Raw genomic sequence first — 15,633 nt, 5'->3', positions numbered from 1 at the left:
GGTGACTGCACGGGTCCGCATCCAGACCGAGGACTTCGATCTGTCCACCGAGGTGGCGCAGCTGCGCGAGCAGGACCGTCGCGTGGGCGCGGTGTGCAGCTTTGTGGGCACCGTGCGCGACCGCAACGACGGCCAGGACGTGAGCACCCTGGAGCTGGAGCACTACCCGGGCATGACCGAGAAGTCCATCGAAGCCATGATCGACCAGGCTTTCGAGCGCTTTGACCTCTATGGCGCGCGCGTGATCCACCGCGTCGGCCTGCTGCAGCCGCTGGACCAGATCGTGCTCGTGGCTGTGACCTCCGCGCACCGGGGCGAGAGCTTCAAGGCGTGCGAGTTCCTGATGGATTACCTCAAGACCCAGGCGCCTTTCTGGAAGAAAGAGCAGACGCCCGAGGGCGCACGCTGGGTGGATGCCCGCGTGAGCGACGATGCAGCGCTCGCCCGCTGGGGCATTGAAGCCAAAAATGGCTGAGGCCTTGCCCCGCCGGCGCTGGCGAGCCGCCGACATCGAAAGCCTGGAGCGCGCCACGCTGCAGGCCGTTGCGCCCGAGGCGCTGGAGGTGATGCCCGGCTGGCTCCTCCCCATGGACAGCGGCACGGTGGGCCGGGCGCACAGCGCGGTGCCCTTGTCGCACGACACGCCGGATCCGGCCCTGGCCGCCAGCATCGCCAAGCGCTACAGCGCGCGCGGGTTCGCGCCGGTGTTTCGGTTGCCTGAGCTTCCGGCCTTCTATGGCATGCACCGCGCGCTGCAACGCCTGGGCTTCTCGCGCGTTCAACCCACGCTGACCCAGACCGCGCGGGTGGCCGATGTGCTCGCAGGCCCGGCATCGCCAGCTGGCGAACTCGAACCGGCCCCGGACGCGGCGTGGATGGCCATGTTTCTGGGCGAAGGCCTGGACCCGGTGGATGGAGCGAGCCGCGCCCGCTCGCTGGGCCGAGCGCACGACACCCTGTTTGCCAGCGTCCGCGAGAACGGCCAGACGCTGGCGTGTGGCGCGGCCTCGTTCGGCCATGGCTGGCTGGGCGTGCATGGCATGCGCACGGCGGCCGCCCACCGGGGACGCGGGCTCGCTGGAAGCCTGCTGTGCACCATGGCGCTGCAGGCGCAGCAGCGCGGCATTGACCGCGTCTTCCTGCAGGTGGACGCGAGCAACGCGCCGGCGCTTTCGCTCTATGCGCGCCTGGGTTTCACCACCGCCTGGACCTACGCGTACTGGCGCAAGCTGCGATCCACCGGGGCTTGATCTGCATCAAGGGCGGCGCGGCCAGGCGTGCGCCGGTGCGCCTGCGGCTTGAAAATGGGGCGAACACACCCAACTGCGGTGCAGTTCTGAATACACGGAGAGCCCCGACATGCGACTCGACAAACTCACCACGAAGTTCCAGGAAGCCCTGAGCGAGGCCCAGACGCTGGCCCTGGGCGCCGACCACGCCTACATCGAACCCGCCCACCTGCTGCTGGCCCTGCTGCGCCAGGCCGACGGCCCGCAGTCTTTGCTGCAGCGCGCGGGCGTGAACGTGCCCGGCCTCACCAAAGCGGTGGAAGCCGCCGTGAAGCGCCTGCCCGAAGTGCAGGGGCAGGACCAGGTGCAGGTGGGGCAGGAGCTGGCCAAGCTGCTGCAGGCCACCGAGAAGGAGGCCATCAAGCGCGGCGACCAGTTCATTGCCAGCGAACTCTTTCTGCTCGCCGTGGCCGACGGCAAAGGCGAGCTGGCTCGCATCGCGAACGAAAACGGCCTCAACCGCAAGAGCCTGGAAGCGGCCATCACGGCGGTGCGCGGCGGCCAGAAGATGGACAGCCCCGAGGCCGAAGGCCAGCGCGAGGCGCTCAAGAAATACACGCTCGACCTCACCGAGCGCGCCCGCCTGGGCAAGCTGGACCCGGTGATCGGCCGCGACGACGAAATTCGCCGCGCCATTCAGGTGCTGCAGCGCCGCACCAAGAACAACCCGGTGCTCATCGGTGAACCCGGCGTGGGCAAGACCGCCATCGTCGAAGGTCTGGCGCAGCGCATCGTGGCGGGCGAGGTGCCCGATTCGCTCAAGGGCAAGCGCGTGCTGAGCCTGGACATGGCCGCGCTGCTGGCCGGCGCCAAGTTCCGCGGCGAGTTCGAAGAGCGCCTGAAAACCGTGCTGAACGAACTGGCCAAGGACGAAGGGCAGACCATCGTCTTCATCGACGAGCTGCACACCATGGTGGGCGCGGGCAAGGCCGAAGGCGCGATGGACGCGGGCAACATGCTCAAGCCGGCGCTCGCGCGCGGCGAGCTGCACTGCGTGGGCGCCACCACGCTCGACGAATACCGCAAGTACATCGAGAAAGATGCCGCGCTGGAACGCCGCTTCCAGAAGATCCTGGTGGGCGAGCCCAGCGTGGAGGCGACCATCGCCATCCTGCGCGGCCTGCAGGAAAAGTACGAAGTGCACCACGGCGTGCAGATCACCGACCCGGCCATCGTCGCCGCGGCCGAGCTCAGCCACCGCTACATCACCGACCGCTTCCTGCCCGACAAGGCGATCGACCTGATCGACGAAGCCGCGTCCAAGATCAAGATCGAGCTTGACTCCAAGCCCGAGGTGATGGACCGGCTGGACCGCCGCCTGATCCAGCTGCAGATCGAGCGCGAGGCCGTGCGCCGCGAGAAGGACGAGGCCTCGCAAAAGCGCTTTGGCTTGATCGAGGAAGAGATTGGCCGGCTGGAGAAAGAGATCTCCGACTACGACGAAATCTGGAAGGCCGAGAAGGCCGCGGCCCTGGGCTCCAAGGACGTGATGGAGGAAATGGACCGCATCCGCTCGCAGATCAAGACCTTCACCGACAAGGGCGACTTCAACAAGGTCGCTGAACTGCAGTACGGCAAGCTGCCCGAGCTGGAAAAGCGCCTGAAGGACGCGCAGGCGGTGGAGTCGGGCAAGGCGCAGAACAAGGACGGCAAGGGCCGCCCGCAGCTGCTGCGCACGCAAGTGGGCGCCGAAGAAATCGCCGAGGTGGTGGCGCGCGCCACCGGCATCCCGGTGGCCAAGCTCATGCAGGGCGAGCGCGACAAGCTGCTGCTGATGGAAGGCAAATTGCACGAGCGCGTGGTGGGCCAGGACGAGGCCATCGGCGCCGTGGCCAACGCCATCCGCCGCTCGCGCTCGGGCCTGTCCGACCCCAACCGCCCGACCGGTTCCTTCCTGTTCCTCGGCCCCACGGGCGTGGGCAAGACCGAGCTGTGCAAGGCGCTGGCCGGCTTCCTGTTCGACAGCGAAGACCACCTGGTGCGCATCGACATGAGTGAGTTCATGGAGAAGCATTCGGTGGCCCGCCTCATTGGCGCGCCGCCCGGTTACGTGGGCTACGAGGAGGGCGGCTACCTCACCGAAGCCGTGCGCCGCAAGCCCTACAGCGTGCTGCTGCTCGACGAGGTGGAGAAAGCCCACCCGGACGTGTTCAACGTGCTGCTGCAGGTGCTGGACGACGGGCGCCTTACCGATGGCCAGGGCCGCACCGTGGACTTCAAGAACACCGTGATCGTGATGACGAGCAACATCGGCTCGCACCTGATACAGGCGATGGTGGGCGAGTCGTACGAAGACGTGAAGGACGCGGTGTGGGGCGAGCTCAAGAACCACTTCCGCCCGGAGTTCTTGAACCGCATCGACGAGACGGTGGTGTTTCACGCGCTGGATGCCCAGCACATCGAGTCCATCGCAGCGATCCAGCTCAAGGTGCTCGAAGCGCGCCTGGCCAAGATGGACCTGCACCTGCAGGTGTCGCCCGCGGCGCTGGCCGAGCTGGCCAAGGTCGGCTTCGACCCGGTGTTTGGCGCGCGGCCCCTGAAGCGCGCGATCCAGCAGCGCATCGAGAACCCGCTCTCGAAGTTCTTGCTGGAGGGCCGCTACCCGCCGAAATCGTCGATTCCGGTGGACGTGGACCCGGTGCAGAACCCGGGTGTGTTCGAGTTCGGCGACGCGCTCGCCCAGGCCTGAGCGGTGGCGCCTCCGTCCGTCGCGGATGGGGGCGCAGACCTACCGGTGCGGGGGCTCGCGGCCTATCATGAACCGATGACGCAGATACCCCCCACCCTTCCCCTCAGGGCGCTGTTTGACGCCCAGCACAACGCCAGCCGCGCGCAGGTGGAGGTGCCCCTGGCGCTGCGGCGCGACCGGCTGGGGCGTCTGCGTGCGCTCATCGATGCCCACGCCGCAGCACTGGCCGAAGCGGTGCAGGCCGACTTTGGTGTGCGTTCGCCCCAGCTGACCGAGGCGGCCGACTTGTTTGTGCTGCGCGCCGGCATGGCGCAGCTGCACGACAAGCTGCCGCGCTGGATGAAGCCGCAACGCGTGGCCACGCCGCTGTACCTGCTGCCTGCGAGTGGGCACATCCAGCGCCAGCCGCTGGGCGTGGTGGGCGTCATCGGTCCATGGAACTACCCGCTGCAGCTGACCTTCGGCCCCGCTGCCGCCGCGCTGGCCGCGGGCAATCGCGTGATGCTCAAACCCAGCGAGCTCACACCCCACACCTCGGCCCTCATGGCCCGGCTCGTGCATGAGGTGTTTTCGGCCGACGAATTCTGTGTGGCCCTGGGCGGGCCGGACGTGGCCCAGGAGTTTTCGAAGCTGCCATTCGACCACCTGTTCTTCACCGGCTCCACGTCGGTGGGCCGGCAGGTGGCAGCCGCTGCTGCTGCCAACCTCACGCCCACCACGCTTGAGCTGGGCGGCAAGTCGCCGTGCGTGGTCGACGCGTCTTGCGACCTGAACGATGCAGCGGTCAAGATCGCCCACGGCAAGCTGCTCAACGCCGGGCAGACCTGCATCGCACCCGACTATGTGCTGCTGCCACGCGGGCGCGAGGCGGCGTTCGAGCGGGCCTACGCCCAGGCCGTGGCGCGCCTTTTTCCCACCGTGTCCGGCAACCCCGATTACGCGGCCATCGTGAGCGAACGGCACCTCGCCCGGCTGGCTGCCTTGCTGGATGAGGCGCGGGCGGGCGGCGCCCGCGTGGTGGATGTGGCACCGCCGGAGGGCGAGGCGGGCAGCACGAGGCAAATGCGTCCTTCGCTGGTGTTCGATCCCGCGCCGGGTTCGCGCCTGATGGACGAAGAAATCTTCGGCCCCATCCTGCCCGTGTTGCCGTACGACACGCTCGATGGCGCCGTGGCGTTCATCAACCAGCGCCCGCGCCCACTCGCGCTGTACTGGTTCGGCAGCGACCGGGCCGCGTGCGACCGCCTGCTGGCGCGCACGGTCAGTGGCGGCGTCACGGTCAACGACACCTTGATGCACGTGGCCCACGAGGGCTTGCCCTTTGGTGGCGTGGGCGAGAGCGGTTGGGGCTCGTACCACGGCGAGGCGGGTTTCCTGCGCTTCACGCAGCAAAAGCCGGTGCTGGTGCAGTCGCGCTGGGCCATGGGCCAGCTGTTCTATCCGCCTTATGGCGCCAGGTTCCAGCGGGTGATGGGCTTGCTCAAACGCTGGCTCTGAGCGGTCGCGCCGCTTGGGCGCGGCTCAGGCGCCGGCCACGATGTCGTCGTCGGTTTCCACGGTGTGGGCGGGCTGGGTGCACTGCAGGTAACCCTGCTGCAGCAGCCACTGCAGCACGCCCGACACGTCTTCGCCGAGCAGACGGCCGAGCTCATTTTCGCTGCGCCGGCCATTGGCCATCAGCAGCAAGGTGTGGGCCTTTCGACCCAGGATGTCGGGCCGCGCCAGGGCGTCCCAGGCGCGGGTGGTCTTGGCGTAGCGCCGGATGCTGTTCATTGTTTTTCGTCCCTGAAAACCTGCGGACGATTCTGGACCGCACCCTGGCGATGCTGCCTGTCAGATATGACAGCGGTTTGAACCAGATCGCGCCGTTCAGCGCTGGCCGTCGCCTTGCAGGCCCCAGCGGGTGGGCGGGTGGCCCATGGCTGCCTTGAACATCGCGCTGAAGGCGCTGTCGCTGGCGTAGCCGGTGGCGGCGGCCACCTGGCTGATGGGCATGCCGCGCGCCAGCAAGGGCAGGGCGTGCGCCAGCACCGCCTGCTGCCGCCATTGCTGGTAGGTGGTGCCCAGCTCTTCACGGAAAAGCCTGGCCACCGTGCGCTCGCTGGCGCCGGTGTCGGCCGCCCATTGCGCCAGCGTGGCGCGCTCGCCCGGCGCGTTGAGCACCGCCTCGCACAGTGCGCGCAGGCGTTTGTCGCGTGGCAGCGGCACGCCCAGCGAGTGCGTGTCGGCGTGGGCCAGTTCGTCGAGCACGAGCTGGATCAGCAGCTGGTCGCGCGAGGGTTCGGCCGCCCGGCGTGTGGCTGCGTCCATGGCCTGGATGAGTTCGCGCAGCAAGGGCGAGACCACGATCATCCGGCACGACGTCCACCCCGCGGGCACCGCATCGGCGTGCACATACAGCGTGCGGAATTCAGCCGCCTCGCGCACCGTGACGGCATGGCGCATGCCGGGCGGGAACCACACCGCGCGCGAGGGCGGCACGATGTAGGTGACGGCTTGCAGGTTGGGCTCGTCGGGTGCGGCCATCGCCTGCAGGATGCCGGTGGTGCAGTAGGCGAGCTGGCCCCAGGGGTGGCGGTGCGGGTCGAAATGCGCGTCGGCGCTCAGGGAGCGTGCCCGCACGCGCACCGGGCGTGCGGCATCGGGTGTGAAGGGGTCGGTGTCCCCCAGGGGAATCGGGCTGGCACGGCGTTGCATGGTGGCGTGGCGGGTGGCCATGTTGCTTTGGCGGATTTCCGCTGAATTCTGACAGATCATCGCAATTCGGCAGAAGGCCTTGCGCCTACGATCGCGCCATGTCGTCATCCAGCACCACCCAAACCTTGCCAGCCGTGGCGTTCCGGCAGGACGCCAGCCTTATCGGGCTGGTGGGCCTGGCTCACATGGTGAGCCACTTCAGCCAGCTGCTGCTGGCGCCGCTGTTCCCTTGGCTCAAGGACGCGTTCAACGCGAGCTACGCCGAGCTGGGCTTTCTCATGACGGTGTTTTTCGTCACCTCCTGCGCGGTGCAGACGGCCTCGGGGTTTCTGGTGGACCGGCTCGGGCCGCGCCCGGTGCTGTTTGCCGGGCTGGCGATGCTGGGCGTGGCGGCGTTCGGTTTTGCGGCCAGCACCAGCTACTGGATGATGGCTTTCTTCGCCGTGATCGCGGGCACCGGCAACGGTGTGTTCCACCCGGTGGACTACACGCTGCTCAACCGCAAGGTGAGCGCGCCGCGCCTGGGCCACGCCTACAGCGTGCACGGCATCACCGGCAGCCTGGGCTGGGCGCTGGCGCCCGCCATGATGGTGCCGATTGCGCTGGCGTTTTCGTGGCGTGCAGCGCTGGCCAGCGCGGGCGTGCTGGCGTTTGCGGTGCTGGCGGTGCTGTGGTTCAACCGGGAGCGCCTGAGCCTGCCTGCAGCGCCCAAGCCGGTGCAAGGCCCCGCGCAGGGACATGGCCAGGCCGCCGCGGAAGACCCGATGGCCTTCCTGCGCATTCCCGCCGTGTGGATGTGCTTTGGCTTCTTTTTCTTCTATGCCATGTCGCTGAGCGTGGTGCAGGCGTTTGCGCCGGAAGCCGCGCGCCAGCTGCACGCGGTGCCCATCGCGCTGGTGGCGGTCTGCCTCACCATTTACATGGTGTGCTCCGCGGGCGGCATGGTGCTGGGCGGCTTTCTGGCCTCGGACCCGGCGCGCTGCGAGCGCGTGGTGGGCGTGGGTTTTGGCCTGGCGGCCTGTGTGGCACTGCTGCTGGCGTTTGGCCATGTGCCGGCCGCTGCGGTGCCGGTGCTGTTTGGCGCCATGGGCTTTTCGGCCGGCATTGCCGGGCCGTCGCGCGACCTGCTGGTGAAGAAGTCCACCCCGGACAACGCCACCGGGCGCGTCTACGGCGTGGTGTATTCGGGGCTGGACATCGGGCAGGCCATCTCGCCGCTCATCTTTGGGGTGCTGATGGACCATGGCCAGTTCCGGGGCGTGCTCATCGGTCTGGCCGTGGTGCAGGCGGTGCTCATTGCCAGCGCCTTCAACGTGCGCCGGGTGCGGCGCACGCCGCTGGCAGCGGCCTGAGCCGGCCGAAAAGTCCCGGCGCGGCACCGCACGGCCAGCGCTGTCCCAGCCGCCGGAGCACGTGTTGTGCCCGGCTGCCGAATATTTGACGTGCATCAGGCGGGGGGCTTCGCCAACGGGTATAAAAGCGGCTTGATCGATACCCCCGCCCGTTTACCGATTTCCGCTCACCGCCCATGATGGCGCCCTCCCGTTTGTTGCAACAGTGCTTCCAGGAAGCGCTGTCTGGCGCCCCCGAGATGCTGGCGCGCTGCGCCGACTCGGCCATCGCCAGCCTGCAGGCGGCCGAGAAGGCGTCGCGGGAAGTGGCGCAGCGCGACCGCCTGGCGCTGGCCTGGTGGGGCCTGCTGCAGAACAAGATCCAGTGGGGCCAGACTTTCCCCCAGCACCTGCGCGACGCGCTCATGGCCTCGCCCGAGGCCAACACCTCGCGGCCGGCGCTGCTGTCGGAGTCGTCTCTCCTGTCGCTGGTGGAGGACGACGCGGTCAATGAATCGCTCGAATCCGCGCGCCTCGTGCACAGCCTCATGCCGGTGCTGGAACAACAGCTCACCGTGCTGGACGCGCTGATCAGCTCGGTGATCGGTTTGCAGACCGTGCAGGCCGAGCGCAACCCCATGCGCCCTTCGGTGTTCGTGCGCGCGCTGCGCGAGCTCATGGCGTCGGCCGAGTCCGAGCCCGAGGTGCGCGCGCTGTGGCTGCGCCACATGGGCGACGCGCTGGCGCGCGAGCTGCAAAAACTCTACGAACGCGTGGCGCTGATGCTGCAGCGCGCCAATGTGCAGGAGGCCGGCTACCGGGTGCGGCTGGTCGAGGAAGGCTCGTCCACGCGCTCGGGTGCCCTGTCCACGCGCTCTGGCGGGCTGGGGCTCTCTTCGCGCGCGGCCGCGCTGGGCGTGTCGCGCAGCAGCCAATGGCAGGACGTGGGTGAGCACGGGAACAGCGGCTTTCATGCGTCCACCTGGTCCAGCGCCGACCAGTTGCCGCCCATGCAGACGCTCGCGCGCATGCAGTCTGGCGTGGACCACCAGGTGTTTCATGAATTCCTCAACCAGGGCGGCAAGCACTTTGACCGCCACCTGACCCCGGACTACTACGAGCAGGTGAGCGAGGAGCTCGCCGCCATCGAGGCGTTTGCCGCCATCCCGGTGCTCGACGAGTCCATGATCCTGGAGCAGCAGACCCAGTACCGCGACCTGCCGGTGGTGGACCGGCCCGCGCGCGAGGTGGGCATCTCCAGCCAGCTCAGCCACAAGGCCTGGGGCACTTACGCGGCAGCGCACGAGCGCTCGCGCGTGCTGATGCACCTCAAGCAGAAGGCGCAGCGCGTGAGCCAGGCCGTGGGCCTGGACCTGGTGCGCACGCTGGTGAGCCAGGTGGCGAGCGACCCGCTGCTGCTGGGCCCGGTGCGCGAAGCGGTGGTGGCGCTGGAGCCCGCGCTGCTGCGCCTGGCCATGGCCAACCCGCGCTTCTTCAACGAAGACGAGCATCCGGCGCGCCGCCTGATCGAGAGCGTCGCGCAGCGCAGCTTCAAGTTCAACGACGAGTTCTCGGAAGAGTTCGACAGTTTCTTCCAGCCGGTGCAGCGGGCTTTCAACGAGCTCAACGCCACCGCCACGCGCGATCCCCAACCGTTTGCCGATGTGCTCACCGAGCTGCGCCAGGGCTGGGAAGCGCAGGACCAGAAAGAACTCGCGCTGCAGGACAACAGCCTGCAGTCCATCCGCTATGCCGAAGAGCGGCAGGCCATGGCGGACCAGATCGCCTGGGAGCTCAGCCAGCGCCCTGATGTGGACAACGCGCCGGGTGTGATCCTCGACTTTCTCTACGGGCCGTGGGCGCTGGTGATTGCCTCCGCCAGGCTCGGTGGCCCGGAAGGCGAGGCCGATCCGGGTGGCTACCGCAAGGTGGTGTCCAACCTGCTGTGGAGCGTGAAGAAGGAAGTCACGCTCAAGCGGCCAAAAGAACTCTTCGCCATGGTCCCCGGCATGCTGGCCACGCTGCACGCCGGCCTGGACATGCTGGGCAAGACCCGCGAGGAAACCAAACCCTTCTTTGACGCGCTCATGCGCCTGCACGCACCGGTGCTGGGCCTGCGCCGCGCGCGCATCCGCGCCGATGCCAGCCTCTCCGGCTCGCCGCAGATGGAGCATTCGGGCTCGATGCCGCTGGACGACGTGCCGTCCTCCATGTCGATGGACCTGGACGAAACCCTGCCGGCCACGCCCGAGCAGCGCAAGCCCAGGCCGCGCGCCCAACCCTGGCTGGGCAAGCGCGAGCTGGAAGCGGCGGGTTTTGAAGACACCATGCCCACCGACTACGGCGACCTGGAAGACACCGAGCTGGTGGCTCGGGCTGCTGCCGACGATTCCCACGCGGCTGCCCTGGCCGAAGAGGTCGAGATCGACGACATCAACGCGGCGGCCACGCTGGCGGGGCTTCGCGAGGGCGACTGGGTCGACCTGTATTCGCACCGGGAGTGGCTGCGCGCCCAGCTCATCTGGGCCAGCAGCAAGGGCACGCTGTTCATGTTCGTGAGCCGGGGCGGACGCCCGCACTCCATGACCAAGCGCAGTTGCGAACGGTTGATCGCCAGCCGCCTGCTGCGCCCGGTCAATGCCCAAGGGGTGGTGCAGAAAGCGCTGGAGGCCATGGTGGCCGAGCAGTCGCCGCTGCGCCGCGAATCCGCCGCCGCCTGAGCGGCACAGGCGCCACCGCGCCGACCGTGTCGGCGCATTCCTACAACGCTTGCCGCCGCCCGCCGACAAGGCCGGCCATCGACCGCCACCATGATGCGTTCCATACCCACAACGCATCGAGGAGCTCCCCATGAACCGGTCTGCCTACAAGGTCCGCAGCGCAACCCCCGAGTGGATGGACTCGGCTTCCGGGGCCTTGGTGTGGGTGTTGTTTGCTGCCGCCGGCCTGCTGCTCATATGGTTCATTGCCGTGCTCAACGGCATCACGGAGCGGGGTGAACAGCGCCGCATTCAGCAGCGCACCACCGGCTCGCTCATCCTCGCCGACGAGAAACGTGCCCAGCCCGAGCGGGGCGCGGCGGTGCTGACCGCCAGCACCGAAGTGCCGCTGCGCTGAGCACGGCGCAGCGGTTGCGGCGCCTCACACTGCGCTGCGGTGCCGCTCGATGCAGGTCTTGAGCACCTCGTCGTGCGGCCGCTGCCACCAGTGTCCGGTGGAAAAGATCTCCACCTCGCTGAAGCCCGAGAAGCCTTGGGCTTCGACCCAGCCGCGGATGCGCGGAATATCGATCACGCCATCGCCCATCATCCCCCGGTCGTTGAGCAGGTCGGTGGTGGGCGTGAGCCAGTCGCACACATGAAAGGCCAGCAGGCGCGAGCGCCCGGCGCGCTCGATCTGCGCTTGCAGCTTCGGGTCCCACCACACGTGGTACACGTCCACCGCCACGCCGAGCGCGCCGCTCCTGGCGGGGTCCAGTGCATCGCACACATCGAGCGCCTGCTCCATGGTGTTGATGCACGCGCGGTCAGCGGCGTACATGGGGTGCAGCGGCTCGATGGCCAGCGGCATGCCGCAGGTGCGGGCGTATTCGAGCAGTTCGGCAATGCCGTCGTGCACCTGCTGGCGCGAGCGGCCCATGTCTTTGTGCGCGGCCTTGCCGGCCAGTGCACCGGGCAGGGCGCCCACCACCAGCACCAGGCACGGGGCGTTGAGTTCACAGGCCTCGTCGACCGCGCGGCGGTTGTCGTCGCGCGCAGCCTGCAGGCCGGCGGCGTCCACCGCCGGGAACATGCCGCCACGGCAATAGCCGGAGAGCTTCAGGCCGAGCGACTTGACTTGCGCCGACACGGTCTTGAGCCCGACGGCTGCCACCTGGTCGCGCCAGGGCGACACCGCGCCGATGCCATGGCGCGCGCAAGCATCGAGGATGTCGGTGAGCGGGAGGTCGGCGCCCCGGCTCTTGCGCACGGTGGCGGTGTTGATGGAGAGCCAGTGGTGGTCTTGCGAGAAGTCGCGCATGGATGCTGTCCAGAGAAACCGTTCGCCCTGAGCTTGTCGAAGGGCTCGCGTGCGGTGTTGGGATGGGCTTCGACAAGCTCAGCCCGACGGGCTGTCAGGCCACCCCGTGCACGGCAGCCAGCGTCCTCATGCGCTGCACGGCCAGGTCGGGTTGCTCCAGCAGGTTCGCGGCGTCGGCCAGGCGGAACAGCTCGGCCAGGTGCGGCAGCGAACGGGTGCTCTGCTGCCCGCCCACCAGCGTGAAGTGCGTCTGGTGGCCGTTGAGCCAGGCCATGAACACCACGCCGGTTTTGTAAAAGCGCGTGGGCGCCGCGAAGATGTGGCGCGAGAGCGGGACCGTGGGACCGAGGATCTCGTGGAACTTCTCGACGTTGCCTTGCGCCAGCTCGCCCAGCGCCGCGCTGGCCGCCGGTGCGATGGCATCGAAGATGCCCAGCAGCGCGTCGCTCTGGCGGTGCGTGATCTCGCTGCCCACGCCGTCGCCGGCGATCAGCTCGGCGTAGTTGAAGTCGTCGCCGGTGTACATGCGCACGCCCGGCGGCAGGCGCCGGCGCATCGCGATCTCCTTGTCCTTGTCGAGCAGGGAGATCTTGATGCCGTCCACCTTGCTCGGGTGCGCGGCGATCACGGCCAGTGCGGTGTCCATGGCCTTGTCGGCATCGTCGCTGCCCCAGTAGCCCTTGAGGGCGGGGTCGAACATGTCGCCCAGCCAGTGCAGCACCACGGGCTGTTTGGCCTGGCTCAGGATGCGGTCGTACACGCGCTCGTAGTCGGCCGGGCTGCGGGCCACGCGGGCCAGCGCCCGGCTGGCCATGACGATCAGCTTGCCGCCGAGCTTTTCAATGGCGGCCATCTGCATTTCGTAGCCGGCGATCACGTCGTCGACAGACTTGACGTCTTCCAGCACCAGATGATCGGTGCCGCAGCCGGAGGCCACGAGCGCGCCGGGCACGTCTTGCGCGGCGTCGATGGAGCGGCGGATGAGTTCGAGCGACGTGGGCCAGTCCATGCCCATGCCGCGCTGCGCGGTGTCCATGGCCTCGGCCACGCCCATGCCCAGCGACCACAGGTGCTGGCGGTAGGCGATGGTGGCGTCCCAGTCGACGGCGCATTGCAGCCAGGGGTCGATGGCGGCCAGCGGGTTGGCCACCACGTGGGCAGCCGAGTAGGCGATGCGATTGAACTTCACGCCCTTGGCGGGCTTGGCCGGGGCCGTGCCGCGCAGGGTGTAGGCCTCGAGCTTGCCCGAGGCGTTGGGGAGGGTGAGAGAGAGAGTCATGTAGAAGCTCCAGCGCAACGCGCGAAGTGACTGAGTCCAGAGACACCGCCGGGCCGGCTTTGCCGGACGGCTGGTGTCGCCCCCTGTAAGGGGGTCGCGCGAAGCGCGGCGGGGGTTACATCTTTAGTTCGGGCACGTCGACCCAACGGCGCTGTTCCCAGCTCTCCAGCGCGGCTTCCACCAGCTGCACGCCCTTGGCGCCTTCGGGCAGCGTCCACTTGTAGGGCTCGTTTTCCACCACGTGGCGGATGAAGTGTTCCCACTGGATCTTGAAGCCGTTGTCGTACACCTGCGTGTCCGGCACGTCCTGCCACTGCTCGGAGAAGTTCATCGTGTTCTTCACATCCGGGTTCCACACCGGGCGCGGCGTGTTCACGCGGCTCTGCGCCTTGCAGCCGGTGAGCGTGGCCACGGCCGAGCCGTGCGTGCCGTCGACGTGGAAGGTCACGAGGTCGTCGCGGTTCACGCGGGTGGCCCAGCTCATGTTGAGCTGCGCGATCACGTGTTCGCCGTTGTGGCCGGTGAGTTCGGCGGTGGCGTAGGCGGCGTCGTCGGCCGTGCACTCGTAGGGCTTGCCGGCTTCGTCCCAGCGTGTGGGGATGTGCGTGGTGCCGATACACGAGACCGACTTGACTTCACCGAACAGGTTGTCCAGCACGTAGCGCCAGTGGCACATCATGTCCAGGATCATGCCGCCGCCGTCTTCCTTGCGGTAGTTCCAGCTCGGGCGCTGGATGGGCTGCAGGTCGCCTTCAAACACCCAGTAGCCAAACTCCAGGCGCACGCTGAGCATGCGGCCGAAGAAGCCGGCGCGGCGCAGCATGTCGAGCTTGCGCAGCCCGGGCAGGAAGAGCTTGTCCTGCACGGCGCCGTGCTTCAGGCCCGAGCTCTCGGCCAGGCGCGCAATCTCCACCGCCTCGTTGAGGTTGGTGGCAATGGGCTTCTCGCAGTACACGTGCTTGCCGGCGCGGATGGCCTTGGCCAGCAGGGTGGGGCGCATCTGGGTGGTGCCGGCGTCGAAGAAGACGGTGTCGCTCTGGTTGGCCAGCGCGGCGTCGAGGTCGGTGCCCCAGCGTGCGATGCCGTGGGCCTTGGCCAGCGCTTCCATCTTCTCGGCGTTGCGGCCGACCAGGATGGGGTCGGGCATCACCTTGTCGCCGTTGGACAGCGTCACGCCGCCCTGGGCGCGAATGGCGCAGATGGAGCGGATCAGGTGCTGGTTCATGCCCATGCGCCCGGTGACGCCGTGCATGATGATCCCGAGTTGTTGAACTGCCATGGTGCGGTTTCCTTCTCTTCTTTCGTGTAATGCCCGTCGGGCTCAGTTGGCCACTTGCAGGCCGGCGGCCTTCACCAGCGTGGCGTTGCTCTTGATTTCTTCCTTGATGTAGGCGTCGAACTGCTCGGGCTTGAGCGTCCAGGCGTCGGCGCCCAGCTTCAGGAAACGTTCCTTCACTTCCGGGGTGGCCAGGGCCTTCACCACCTCGTCGTGCAGGCGGTTGACGACGTCGCGCGGCGTCTTGGCCGGGGCCATCATCCCGATCCAGAAATTGAACTCGGAGCCCGGCACGCCGGCTTCGGCGGTGGTGGGCACATCGGGCAGGGCACTCGCGCGGCGCGGCGAGCCCACGGCCAGCGCGAGCAGCTGGCCTTCCTTGATCTGGCCGATCACCGGGGCGATGGGCGAGAAGTAGTAGTCCACGCGCCCGGCGAGCACTTCGGTCACCGCCTCGGCAGAGCCTTTGAAGGGGATGTTCACCGCGTCGATCTGCGCGGCCATCTTGAACTTCTCGGCGTTGAGGTGCGTGGCGCTGCCCTGGCCGGCAGAGGCGAAGTTCATCTTGCCCGGGTTGGCCTTGGCGGTGGATACCAGCTGCTGCAGCGTCTTGATGTTCTTGCTCGGCGCGATCACCAGCACGTTGGGCGTGGAAGAGATCGGCGTGACGCCGGCGAAGTCACCCACGGTGTCGAACGACAGCTTGGCGAAGGTGGAAGGGCTCACCGTGTGCGAGGACGAGTGAATCATGATGGTGTAGCCATCGGGTGCTGCCGTGGCCACCGCCGCCTGGCCGATGGTGCCGCTCGCGCCGCCGCGGTTGTCCACCACGATGGGCTGGCCCATGCTCTGGCTCATCTTGTCGGTGATGGCGCGGGCAATGATGTCGGTGGTGCTGCCGGCGGCGAACGGCACGATCACGCGGATGGCCTTGTTCGGGTAGCCCTGCTGGGCAACGGCGGGCAGGCTGGCGCTGAGGGCGAGCACGGTCAGGGCGGTGGCGTGGATGAGTTTCATGTGTGTCTCCAGTGAAGCGGCTGGTTGTGGTTTTA

13 protein-coding genes are annotated in these 15,633 nt (G+C 68.1%); 7 read left to right on the top strand and 6 right to left on the bottom strand.

The genetic code is table 11. From position 1 onward, the window contains the following. The first annotated feature begins 1 nt into the window (after window position 1). The 4 genes from moaE to KXJ60_RS21330 all read left to right on the top strand — a co-directional run bounded on the left by moaE (window position 2) and on the right by KXJ60_RS21330 (window position 5,475). Complete coding sequence (gene moaE, locus KXJ60_RS21345) at window positions 2–475, top strand: molybdopterin synthase catalytic subunit MoaE (RefSeq protein WP_291132360.1); 474 nt, start codon at window positions 2–4, stop codon at window positions 473–475. Further along, window positions 468–1,250, top strand: a complete 783-nt coding sequence (locus tag KXJ60_RS21340) for a GNAT family N-acetyltransferase (protein WP_291132357.1) — start codon at window positions 468–470, stop codon at window positions 1,248–1,250. The genes moaE and KXJ60_RS21340 overlap by 8 nt, the downstream gene beginning before the upstream one ends. A 109-nt stretch (window positions 1,251–1,359) precedes the next feature. After that, window positions 1,360–3,978 (top strand): ATP-dependent chaperone ClpB, encoded by a 2,619-nt coding sequence (clpB, locus tag KXJ60_RS21335; RefSeq protein WP_291132355.1) that lies wholly within the window; start codon window positions 1,360–1,362, stop codon window positions 3,976–3,978. Between the two features lie 75 nt (window positions 3,979–4,053). Continuing rightward, window positions 4,054–5,475, top strand: a complete 1,422-nt coding sequence (locus KXJ60_RS21330) for an aldehyde dehydrogenase family protein (RefSeq protein WP_291132352.1) — start codon at window positions 4,054–4,056, stop codon at window positions 5,473–5,475. Window positions 5,476–5,499: 24 nt separating this feature from the next. Here KXJ60_RS21330 and KXJ60_RS21325 read toward each other — a convergent pair whose 3' ends face one another. Then, window positions 5,500–5,751, bottom strand: coding sequence for a hypothetical protein (locus KXJ60_RS21325; protein WP_291132349.1), 252 nt, complete (start codon window positions 5,749–5,751; stop codon window positions 5,500–5,502). 96 nt (window positions 5,752–5,847) lie between these two features. Next, window positions 5,848–6,696 carry a helix-turn-helix transcriptional regulator gene (locus KXJ60_RS21320; RefSeq protein ID WP_291132346.1) on the bottom strand — a complete coding sequence of 283 codons (849 nt, stop codon included), beginning with the start codon at window positions 6,694–6,696 and terminating at the stop codon, window positions 5,848–5,850. A gap of 77 nt (window positions 6,697–6,773) precedes the next feature. On the opposite strand from KXJ60_RS21320, the gene KXJ60_RS21315 reads away from it, so the two are divergent. The 3 genes from KXJ60_RS21315 to KXJ60_RS21305 all read left to right on the top strand — a co-directional run bounded on the left by KXJ60_RS21315 (window position 6,774) and on the right by KXJ60_RS21305 (window position 11,123). Beyond that, a complete protein-coding gene (locus KXJ60_RS21315; protein WP_291132345.1) occupies window positions 6,774–8,027 on the top strand; it encodes an MFS transporter in 1,254 nt (417 codons plus the stop codon). 176 nt (window positions 8,028–8,203) lie between these two features. Continuing rightward, on the top strand, window positions 8,204–10,726 hold the full coding sequence (locus tag KXJ60_RS21310) for a DUF1631 family protein (RefSeq protein WP_291132342.1): 2,523 nt from the start codon (window positions 8,204–8,206) through the stop codon (window positions 10,724–10,726). Between the two features lie 130 nt (window positions 10,727–10,856). Next, complete coding sequence (locus tag KXJ60_RS21305) at window positions 10,857–11,123, top strand: hypothetical protein (protein WP_291132340.1); 267 nt, start codon at window positions 10,857–10,859, stop codon at window positions 11,121–11,123. A 24-nt stretch (window positions 11,124–11,147) separates the two neighbouring features. Here KXJ60_RS21305 and KXJ60_RS21300 read toward each other — a convergent pair whose 3' ends face one another. The 4 genes from KXJ60_RS21300 to KXJ60_RS21285 form a co-directional block, all read right to left on the bottom strand. Continuing rightward, complete coding sequence (locus tag KXJ60_RS21300; RefSeq protein ID WP_291132337.1) at window positions 11,148–12,026, bottom strand: sugar phosphate isomerase/epimerase family protein; 879 nt, start codon at window positions 12,024–12,026, stop codon at window positions 11,148–11,150. Between the two features lie 94 nt (window positions 12,027–12,120). Beyond that, window positions 12,121–13,305: a dihydrodipicolinate synthase family protein gene (locus KXJ60_RS21295; RefSeq protein WP_291132335.1), complete on the bottom strand. Its 1,185-nt coding sequence runs from the start codon at window positions 13,303–13,305 to the stop codon at window positions 12,121–12,123. A 115-nt stretch (window positions 13,306–13,420) separates the two neighbouring features. After that, window positions 13,421–14,584, bottom strand: coding sequence for a Gfo/Idh/MocA family oxidoreductase (locus tag KXJ60_RS21290; RefSeq protein WP_291132332.1), 1,164 nt, complete (start codon window positions 14,582–14,584; stop codon window positions 13,421–13,423). Window positions 14,585–14,626: 42 nt separating this feature from the next. After that, window positions 14,627–15,598, bottom strand: coding sequence for a tripartite tricarboxylate transporter substrate binding protein (locus KXJ60_RS21285; protein WP_291132329.1), 972 nt, complete (start codon window positions 15,596–15,598; stop codon window positions 14,627–14,629). Between the last annotated feature and the right edge of the window lie 35 nt (window positions 15,599–15,633).

The organism is Hydrogenophaga sp. (genome assembly GCF_019264445.1).
In the GTDB taxonomy this organism is placed as follows: domain Bacteria; phylum Pseudomonadota; class Gammaproteobacteria; order Burkholderiales; family Burkholderiaceae_C; genus Hydrogenophaga.
Note: the sequence above shows the minus strand (reverse complement) of the source record. Positions and strands in the feature narration are given on the sequence as shown.